Annotated in this window: 1 protein-coding gene; it reads left to right on the top strand. The window is 67.6% G+C overall.

Annotated features, from left to right (window positions below; translation table 11 throughout):
* A partial coding sequence (locus tag IE660_RS15460) for a transposase (protein WP_203569280.1) occupies window positions 1-314 on the top strand: 314 nt, incomplete at its 5' end.
* Between the last annotated feature and the right edge of the window lie 32 nt (window positions 315-346).

Here is a 346-nt window from a genome sequence, read left to right as displayed (position 1 = left end):
TCCGCACCGGGGCGCCGTGGCGCGATGTCCCGGAGCGGTTCGGGAACTTGAACTCGATCTATCAGCGGTTCTCCGAGTGGTCCGCGGACGGCACCTGGGCCACGCTGCTCGCGACAGTCCAGACTCGGGCGGCTGCCAGGGACGAGGTGGAGTGGACGGTCTCGGTGGACTCCACGATCACGCGTGTACACCAGCATGGTGCGACGCTCCCGCGCCACACAGGGGGCTGGGTCGAACTACAAGAAATCCCTTCGTTCGCAGTGCAGATCCCGAGCCGCCTGATCACGCGATCGGTCGTTCGCGGGGCGGTGTGACCTGCAAGATCCACCTCGCCGCCGACGGCGCC

The organism is Aestuariimicrobium ganziense, from assembly GCF_015352975.1.
GTDB lineage: Bacteria > Actinomycetota > Actinomycetes > Propionibacteriales > Propionibacteriaceae > Aestuariimicrobium > Aestuariimicrobium ganziense.
Note: the sequence above shows the minus strand (reverse complement) of the source record. Positions and strands in the feature narration are given on the sequence as shown.